The sequence below is a fragment of the Oscillibacter sp. KLE 1728 genome (assembly GCF_934833455.1).
Lineage (GTDB): Bacteria > Bacillota > Clostridia > Oscillospirales > Oscillospiraceae > Oscillibacter > Oscillibacter welbionis.
The window spans coordinates 1-7,828 of record NZ_CAKVVF010000093.1 but is presented as its reverse complement, the minus strand read 5'-3'; the positions used below and the strand labels follow the sequence as shown (position 1 = coordinate 7,828).

The following is a 7,828-nucleotide window of genomic DNA, read 5'->3' as shown; positions in this document are numbered from 1 at the left end:
CAGCTGAGCTATACCCCCGAACCGCTTGTCCTATGCGGCTTTCGCGCTCGGAACATTGATAAGTATAACAAGATCATCGCCAAATGTCAACACTTATTTTTCGATTTTTCAAATTTTTTCAATAGGGGGTTTTCACTCCTCTTCAGGCCGCAGGACACCGTGGAGGACGAAGCGTGCATTCTCAAATTCATAGCTGCAGGTGGAGAGCGTCACCACCCGGTCCTCTGCCCTGGGTGACACCTTGCTGGAAAAGGCGGACTTCTCCCCCACCTCCTCCAGCCAGGCCAGGTACGCCTGCTCATCGGAGAAATCCAGCATCCAGGCACTCTCCGCCGTGTCCGCCACGTAGCCGGAAAACAGCTCCACCACATACCGCCCCTCCGGTGTCACCAGCAGAAAAACCGGGTGGGCGTCATAGTAGACCTGCTCCTGATAATTCCCCAGGGCGGCAAACATAGTGCCGTTTTTCATCCGATGGCCGTAGATCACCGTGTTGCGGCCAGAAAAATCCGGCCGGCATGATGTGTCCACAAAAAGGCACCCGGCGCTGTTGGCCGTGCCGTCCAAGAGATGGTCCAGGTAATAGTCATTGTCCGTCCCCTGGACCACCGGGTAGGAGATGCCGGTGTCCGGGCCGTAGAGCCAGGCAGTCACATCCGGATTCACCGCCGCCAGGGCCGTGAAGTCCACCTCCGGCCAGGCCAGCTCTGCCGGCGTCTCCTCCGTCTCCTCCGACGCAGGGGGCAGGGACGCAAACTGCTCCAGTTTGAAATAGGCGTCTGCTCCCACCCGGTACTCGTGCAGGATCCGCAGGACCTGATATCCGCTGAAGCAGGCAATGCCCAGAAACAGGCAGAGAAAGAGCCCGCAGCTCCGGCCCTTCATACCCCCTCCTCCTTTGCGCAGTCCTTCCAGCGCAGGCTGCGAAGCTCGTCCTTCTGCTCCGGCGTGATCCGATAGCTCTCCACAGCCTTCTGAATGGTCTTGTTGTGGGTCCAGCGGTCCAGGCGACGCTGCCGCAGATAGGGCAGCGCCGCGTCGTACTGCTTGGCCAGGGCGGTGGCAAAATACCAAGCCGCCATCATCTTCACATAATACTCCTCCCGCCGGACACCGGCAGCCAGATCCAAGTCCTCCATCTGAAACCCCTCATCCAGATAAAAGCTCATCAGCATCCCCAGGCCGAAGCGGACAGTATAGGTGTGCGCATCCTCCACCCAGCGGCGGATCTGTTTCCGCAGCTCCGGCGGATGCTTCCGGAATGCCTTCGGGCTCAACAGGTCACAGGTGGCCCAGTTGTCCACATAGGGCAGGAATGTCTCCAGCGCCGCCACGGCACCGTCATAGCCCGGGATCGCCGAGATCAGCAAGCCGTGGAGGTTATTCTCCTCATAATAGCGGTGGGGCGGCTCCTGGAGGAAGCCCTCTGCCACCGGCGTTCCGGCGATTTCCCGGGCCAGCTTCCGCAAAGCCGGCATCCGGACGCCGATCACCGTCTGCGGGTCTATGGTGGGTATCAGCTTGCTCTGAAAAGCCTGATAGGCCGGGTCCCGCAGGGCAAAGAGCGCAGTTTGGATGTCCGTCATATCCCCGCCTCCCATCCGCGCAGCTCGTCCTTCAAATTGCCGTCCAGATCCAGCCACTGGACGGCGTCCTCCGTCATCCGCATACAGCCGTGCCAGCTGTTCTCCTTGGGGATAGAAACAGAGCCGGGGTTCCAATACCACACCCCGTCCTCCAGACGCCTCATGGGCACGTGGAAGTGGCCGTAGACCACATACCCCGCCCCGTCCAGCAGGGTCCGGGAGGGCCGCTGATCCACATTGAAATGGTGGCCGTGGGTCAGGAACAGACGCCTGCCGCACAGCTCCTCCACCCGGAAGTCCGCCTCGATGGGAAAGTGCAGCACCATCTGGTCCACCTCCGCATCACAGTTGCCGTGGACACAGAGGATCCGGTCCTTCACGCTGTTCAGCATGGCAAAGACCGCCTTGGGATCGTATCCCTCCGGCAGGTCGTTCCGGGGGCCATGGTACAGCAGGTCCCCCAGCAGCACCAGGCGGTCCGCCCCCCGCTTCTCCATCAGGTCCAGCAGCTTCCGGCAGTACAGGGCACTGCCGTGAATGTCCGACGCGATCCATACGTTCATCGTTCTTCTCTCCTGTCGTTTCGTGTCTCTTCCGGGTATGCGGGCCCAATCTCCAACTCCTCATAACCGGTCTCGCTGTCCGGCCGGCGGGTGAACACGCAGCTCCCGATTTCCGCTAGTACGATCTCGGCCGTGGTGTTCACCGTGCACCCCGGCAGCAGGTGGCCGCCGAAGGCGGAGAGGTCCTCCCGGCTGAAGCTGGCGTGAAGGTGGCAGCCGTACTCCGATACGGTGCCCATCAGGGAGACGATCTCCACATCCTCCTCTCCGCTGCGCACCCGGACACCGGTCGCGTCCCGCAGCCGCCAGCGGGAGACGCAGCCCACACCGGAAACCACTGCCCCGGCGGCGATATGATGCGCCTTCACATAGGCCTCGATCTCCTCGTACAAATCCTGCCCCCGGCGGAGGCGGAAACAATGATACATGATGTTCCCTCCCTGATTGCCCCCGTCTCCGGCGGCTTTGCGGCTATTGTACCACGGAACGGCGCCGCGTACAACGGATTTCCGGCGACAATGTGCAGGGGCGCGGCTTCCGCCGCGCCCCTGCGCCTCATTTGGACCGCTTCAGCACTTCCAGCACAAACCGCCACACCCGCTGGACGGAGGCGATCTCCATCCGCTCCCGCGGGGTGTGGATGTCCAGCAGATTCGGGCCAATGGACACACAGTCCAGCCCCGGCAGCTTGCCGCTCAGAATACCGCACTCCACGCCCGCATGGATGGCCTCGATCTTTGGCTTCCGGCCGTACTGCTCCTGAAAGACCTCCGTCATCAGGTCCCGCAGGGAGGAGTCCTGCCGGTACTCCCAGGCGGGATAATCCCCGGAGATGGAGACAGTGCCCCCCAGCTGCGCCATCAGGGTCCGGAGGCGACGGTGGAGCATCTCCTTCTGGCTGCCCAGGGAGCTGCGGACGCAGAAGGTGGCCGTCAGGGCCGTCTGGTCCGCAGCCAGGATGCCCAGGTTCAGCGAGGTCTGCACCAGACCGTGGATCTCCATGCTCATGGCCTGGACGCCGTTGGGCAGGCAGGTGAGCATGCAGACTGCCCGCTCTGTGGACGCCCAGTCCATAGGCGTCTCCCGCACGGTGCAGGGCGCCGCCTCCACGCGGAGGCCCGGGTCCGCTGCGGCATATTCCCGGGAGAGATCCGCGGCCAATGCCTCCGCCGCCTGCCGGGCGACGGCATCGTCAGATACCACCACCTGGGCGGACGCCTCCACGGCGATGGCGTTGTCCTTTCCGCCGCCCGCCGCCGTCACCAGGCGCAGCTCCGTCCGTTCCGCCATGGCCTGGAGCAATCGGCCCAGCAGCACACAGGCATTGGCCCGGCCCTTGTGGATCTCTGTGCCGGAGTGCCCCCCGGCAAGCCCCCGGACCGTCACCTCCAGCGCCGCGCCGTCATAGGGCGCCCGGGTCACGGGCAGAGTGCACTGGGCCATGCTTCCGCCTGCGCAGCTGACGGTGAAGATCCCCTCCTCTTCGGAGTCCACGTTGATGAGCTTCCGCCCCCGGAGAGGCGCGGCGTCCAGGGCCTCCGCTCCCAGCATTCCGATCTCCTCGTCCGTGGTGAGGACCACCTCCAGCCGGGGGTGGGGGATCGCCTGATCGTCCAGGATCGCCAGGGCCATGGCCACCGCAATGCCGTCATCGCCGCCCAGGGTGGTGCCCTTCGCCCGGACGCAGCCGTCCTCCACCAGCAGGTCCAGGCCCTCTCCGGCCATGTCCTTGGTGCAGCCGGGCTCTTTTTCACACACCATATCCAGGTGGCCTTGAAGAATGACGGGTGCCGCCGCCTCATACCCGGGCGTGGCCTCCTGGATGATAATGACGTTCCCCGCCTGGTCCTGATGGCACTCCAGCCCCCGCTCCCTGGCAAAGGCTGCGCACCAGTCGCTGACCGCCTGGCAGTTCCGGGAGCCGTGGGGGATGGCACACAGCTCCTCAAAGAAGCGGAACACCCCCTGGGGCTCCAACTGTTCCAACACGCGCATAAACACTCCTTTCCCGGCGGGCCATTCTCCCGGCGCCGCCGTCTGTTTCCGCCTTGTAGTATATCCCATTCCCAGGGGCGGCGCAAGCCGATTGGGAAAAACAGAAGAGGCGCCGGCCATTTTGCCGGTGCCTCTTCCCCGTGCGCTGTCTCTCACGAAAGCTCAGAGAACCGTAGGACCACCTTGAACAGGTCTCCGTCCACAGTCAGCTCCAGGGTGCCCTTCTGGAGCTCTGTCAGGCTCCGGGCGATGGAAAGGCCCAGGCCGTTTCCCTCGCCGCCTCGGGCGGCGTCTCCCCGGACGAACCGTTCCAGCAGTTCCTCCGCCGGGATATCTAACGGCGCCCGGGAGGTGTTTTTGAAGGAGATCACCGCCTGGCCGTCTCGCTCCTCCAGCGTCAGGTACACCCGGGTGCCCCGCTGGGCGTACTTACAGATGTTGTTCATCAGGTTGTCGAACACCCGCCACAGCCGTCGGCCGTCCGCCAGGATGGTCACCGCTGTCTCCGGTTGCCGGGTTACCAGGTCCAGGCCCGCGTCCTTCAGCTTCTGTTCGTACTCCCCTGCCGCCTGGGTCAGCAGCACGCCAGGCTGGCAGGGGGCCAGATTCACCTCCAGATTCCCTGTGGAGGCCTTGGACGCCTCCACCAGATCCTCGATCAGCCGCTTCAGCCGCTCGGACTGGCGGGTGAGGACAGCCGCGTACTCCGGGATCTTCTCACTGTTCGGGGGCTCCTTTCCGATGAGGTCCGCGTAATTGATGATGGAGGTCAGGGGCGTCTTGATGTCGTGGGACACGTTGGTGATGAGCTCCGTTTTCATCCGCTCGCTGCGCATCCGCTGGTCCACCGCCGCCGCCATGCCCTGGGCGATGTGGTTCAGGTCCTCGCCGTGGGATTTGAAGTCCAGCACCATCCGGCTGGTGTCCACCTGATAGCTCAGGTCCCCGGCGGCCAGAGCCCGGCCGCCCAGCAGCAGCTTCCGGCACATGAGGGCCAAAGCCAGCACCGCCAGGAGCAGCAGGAGCTTCTCAAAGATCCACAGGAGCGCCAGCAGGCCCCAGCTCCAGGCGAACATGCTGAACAGGATCCCAAGGCCCTCCAGGACACAGAGGCCCAGGAACACCAGCACGGTCTTGCCCACCAGGGGGACGTTGTGAAGCAGTCCCGCCAGCCCATGCGCTGCGCCCCGGAGGCCGCTGCCCAGGGCCCGAAGGACCGCCCCGCCGCCACGGCGGAGCAAGCGGAGGGCCACATAGACCACCGTATTTCTCCACCAGCCACCCAGTTTGAGCCGCAGGGCCAGGGACATGCACCAGCCGGTAAAGACGCCCGCCAGGGCGGCAGGACCCAGTACCACAGCCAGCACCACGCCAATGCCTCCAAAGTTGGCCTCCACCACCAGTTGGATGCCCAAGAACAGCCCCAGTGCCACCGCCGCCGTCAGAAGGTCCAGTGGGATCCGTGTCCCCCAGCCGGGACGGACGCCGTCCACGTAAGGATGGTGCCCGGCGGCACACAGCAGGAAGATGAAGCAGACTGTCACCAGCAGCGCCGCAGCAGCGATGATGGCGTAGATCCAGTAGCGGAGGGCGTAGGCCAGTTCCGCCAGCCGGTTGGCCAGGGCGTAGTCGTCGTCATAAACAAACACAGAGGACAGCGGCACTGTAATCCGCACGGTATAAGCGTTCTCAACAACGCCGGCGCTGGGCCGTTCCGGATTTGCCCAGTCATAGGAAAATCTGAACTGCCACGGACTATCATATTCTGCAAGCCCCGTGTACCAGAGCTCCCTGCCGGTCTTATCCTGTACCATGACGTAAGAGATGTTCCGCTCCGCACAGTAGCTGTCTGCTGCTTCCGTATTCATCTGGTATACCTGCTCTTCACTGTTCCAGATCAGGAAATTGAGAAGCGTCTGCCCGTCTCCCCAGGCGATATTGGAAAACAGCTCCTGCTTGAAAGCCGTCTCGCTGGTGACATAGACGTCGGTGCTGTACAAAAACACCGCGCCCAGCACACCGCCGGCGGTAACGGCGGTCATCACCAGCATCAGCAGAAAGGCTATGACCTTGGCCGCCGTACTCTCCGTGAGCCTCTTTTTCCGTTTCGGTGCCGGAGGCTGCATGGGCTGCTCCTCCATCACCGCCTGGGCGATCTCCTTTTCGATGTTCTGTTCGATGGCCTTCATGTCCGCATCCCCTTTTCCAGTTTGTACCCCTGGCCCCAGACCACCTTTAAGTATCTGGGCTCCGCCGGGTCGATCTCGATCTTCTCCCGCAGGTGGCGGATGTGAACCGCCACTGTGTTCTCACTGCCGAAGGGAGCGTCCTTCCATACCTTCCGGTAGATCTCCCTGGGGGAGAACACCTGCCCCGGGTGCTCCAGCAGCAGCTTCAGAATATCGTACTCCGTGGGCGTCAGAGCTACCGGATCCCCATCCACGGCGACGGTCTTCTCCCGGTCGTCCATCTGGATAGTGCCCAGGGTCAGCACCTCCGGCCGGAGTGCACCGCCCCCCAGCTGGAAGTACCGCCGCAGCTGGCTGCGGACCCGGGCAGCCACCTCCACCGGGTTGAAGGGCTTGGTGATGTAGTCGTCTGCCCCCACGTTGAGGCCCAGGATCTTATCCGTGTCTTCGCTCTTGGCAGTCAGCAGGATCACCGGCACGTTACTCACCTGCCGGAGCTTTGCCAAAGCGGTAATCCCGTCCATCTCCGGCATCATGATGTCCAGCAGCACCAGATGGATGTCCTTCCGCTCCAGGGCATCCAGAGCCTCCTGACCGGTGTGGGCCTCCAGCAAATGGTAGTCCGGATTGGCCAGGTAGATTTTCAGCGCGTTGACGATGTCCTGTTCATCGTCGCAGATCAGGATGTTGTACATGGGGCTCCCTCCTTGGCTTCCATGATACCGGATGGCGGTTTAATAAAAAACCGGGAAACTTCTTAAGATTTTATGAAGACCGCTTTCGGTGCCGCCTTCCGCCGGGCGGCACAGCCGGACAAACGGGAATCTCTGAACGCACGGAGCGGCCCCCGCCCATACGGGCGGGGGCCGCCTGCCCCGGATCCGCCCCAGCACGCTGCCGCAGCGGTCTGTCTGGACCTCGTCGAAGCCGGATTCCTCCATCTTCCCACTGTACCAGTTCTGCCACCCCCTGCTCCCGGCCGGAGGGGCCGGGGATGCGGACGGTCTCCTGGCAGAAAGGATCAGCAGTTCCTCCCGGCTGTCCTGTTCACTCCATTTTCCGCAGCGCACCGCGCTGCTTAAGATACTCCTATGGTAGGGGATTTCGCCGGAAAAATCAACCCCGGAAAAAAGCCGCCCGGCGGGAGTTTCCCGCCGGGCGGCTTTGAAGGACGCAGGCGCATACATTTAGGCGTCCTTCTTCATCATGATGTCCAGGATGGTCTTGTCGGTCTCCACCATGCCGGGGGTGCTGACCAGGCCCATGTTGCGGATGGCCTGCTCCGGCGTCTTGCCGCAGATGCCGTCCGTGGACTGGAGCACCACATCGCTCATGGCCAGCTGGGCACACATGATGGCGGCGTTGGTGGCAGTAGCCAGCTTCAGGGCGCAGCCGATCTTGCCGCCGTCGCAGATCATACCGGTGAGGTTGCCGCTCATGTTGATGATGGCCTTGCCGATCTGCTCATCGCTGCCGCCCATCAGCCACACCATGG

At 63.2% G+C, this 7,828-nt stretch carries 8 protein-coding genes; all 8 read right to left on the bottom strand.

Features of this window, described 5'->3' with window-relative positions:
* Positions 1 to 132 precede the first annotated feature (132 nt).
* Complete coding sequence (gene srtB, locus QVE23_RS09575) at positions 133 to 885, bottom strand: class B sortase (protein ID WP_021750077.1); 753 nt, start codon at positions 883 to 885, stop codon at positions 133 to 135.
* Positions 882 to 1,586, bottom strand: coding sequence for a DNA alkylation repair protein (locus QVE23_RS09570; RefSeq protein ID WP_287968059.1), 705 nt, complete (start codon positions 1,584 to 1,586; stop codon positions 882 to 884). Before QVE23_RS09570 ends, srtB begins: the two co-directional genes overlap by 4 nt.
* A complete protein-coding gene (gene yfcE, locus QVE23_RS09565; RefSeq protein ID WP_287968058.1) occupies positions 1,583 to 2,149 on the bottom strand; it encodes a phosphodiesterase in 567 nt (188 codons plus the stop codon). Before yfcE ends, QVE23_RS09570 begins: the two co-directional genes overlap by 4 nt.
* A complete protein-coding gene (locus QVE23_RS09560; protein WP_021750074.1) occupies positions 2,146 to 2,577 on the bottom strand; it encodes a PPC domain-containing DNA-binding protein in 432 nt (143 codons plus the stop codon). The genes yfcE and QVE23_RS09560 overlap by 4 nt, the downstream gene beginning before the upstream one ends.
* A 127-nt stretch (positions 2,578 to 2,704) precedes the next feature.
* The gene (locus tag QVE23_RS09555; RefSeq protein WP_287968056.1) at positions 2,705 to 4,144 is read right to left on the bottom strand and encodes an aminoacyl-histidine dipeptidase; all 1,440 of its coding nucleotides are present in this window, start codon (positions 4,142 to 4,144) and stop codon (positions 2,705 to 2,707) included.
* Positions 4,145 to 4,296: 152 nt separating this feature from the next.
* Positions 4,297 to 6,333: a sensor histidine kinase gene (locus QVE23_RS09550; protein WP_119311153.1), complete on the bottom strand. Its 2,037-nt coding sequence runs from the start codon at positions 6,331 to 6,333 to the stop codon at positions 4,297 to 4,299.
* Entirely contained in the window at positions 6,330 to 7,028 is a 699-nt protein-coding gene (locus QVE23_RS09545) for a response regulator transcription factor (RefSeq protein WP_021750071.1), read from the bottom strand. Before QVE23_RS09545 ends, QVE23_RS09550 begins: the two co-directional genes overlap by 4 nt.
* Positions 7,029 to 7,520: 492 nt before the next feature.
* Positions 7,521 to 7,828: L-serine ammonia-lyase, iron-sulfur-dependent, subunit alpha (locus QVE23_RS09540; RefSeq protein WP_287968054.1), on the bottom strand; the 308-nt coding region annotated here is incomplete at its 5' end.

Excerpts from the sequence above, each read along its gene's own strand:
- srtB (WP_021750077.1), bottom strand. The coding sequence starts at position 885 with ATGAAGGGCCGGAGCTGCGGGCTCTTTCTCTGCCTGTTTCTGGGCATT.
- QVE23_RS09570 (WP_287968059.1), bottom strand. The coding sequence starts at position 1,586 with ATGACGGACATCCAAACTGCGCTCTTTGCCCTGCGGGACCCGGCCTAT.
- yfcE (WP_287968058.1), bottom strand. The coding sequence starts at position 2,149 with ATGAACGTATGGATCGCGTCGGACATTCACGGCAGTGCCCTGTACTGC.
- QVE23_RS09560 (WP_021750074.1), bottom strand. The coding sequence starts at position 2,577 with ATGTATCATTGTTTCCGCCTCCGCCGGGGGCAGGATTTGTACGAGGAG.
- QVE23_RS09555 (WP_287968056.1), bottom strand. The coding sequence starts at position 4,144 with ATGCGCGTGTTGGAACAGTTGGAGCCCCAGGGGGTGTTCCGCTTCTTT.
- QVE23_RS09550 (WP_119311153.1), bottom strand. The coding sequence starts at position 6,333 with ATGAAGGCCATCGAACAGAACATCGAAAAGGAGATCGCCCAGGCGGTG.
- QVE23_RS09545 (WP_021750071.1), bottom strand. The coding sequence starts at position 7,028 with ATGTACAACATCCTGATCTGCGACGATGAACAGGACATCGTCAACGCG.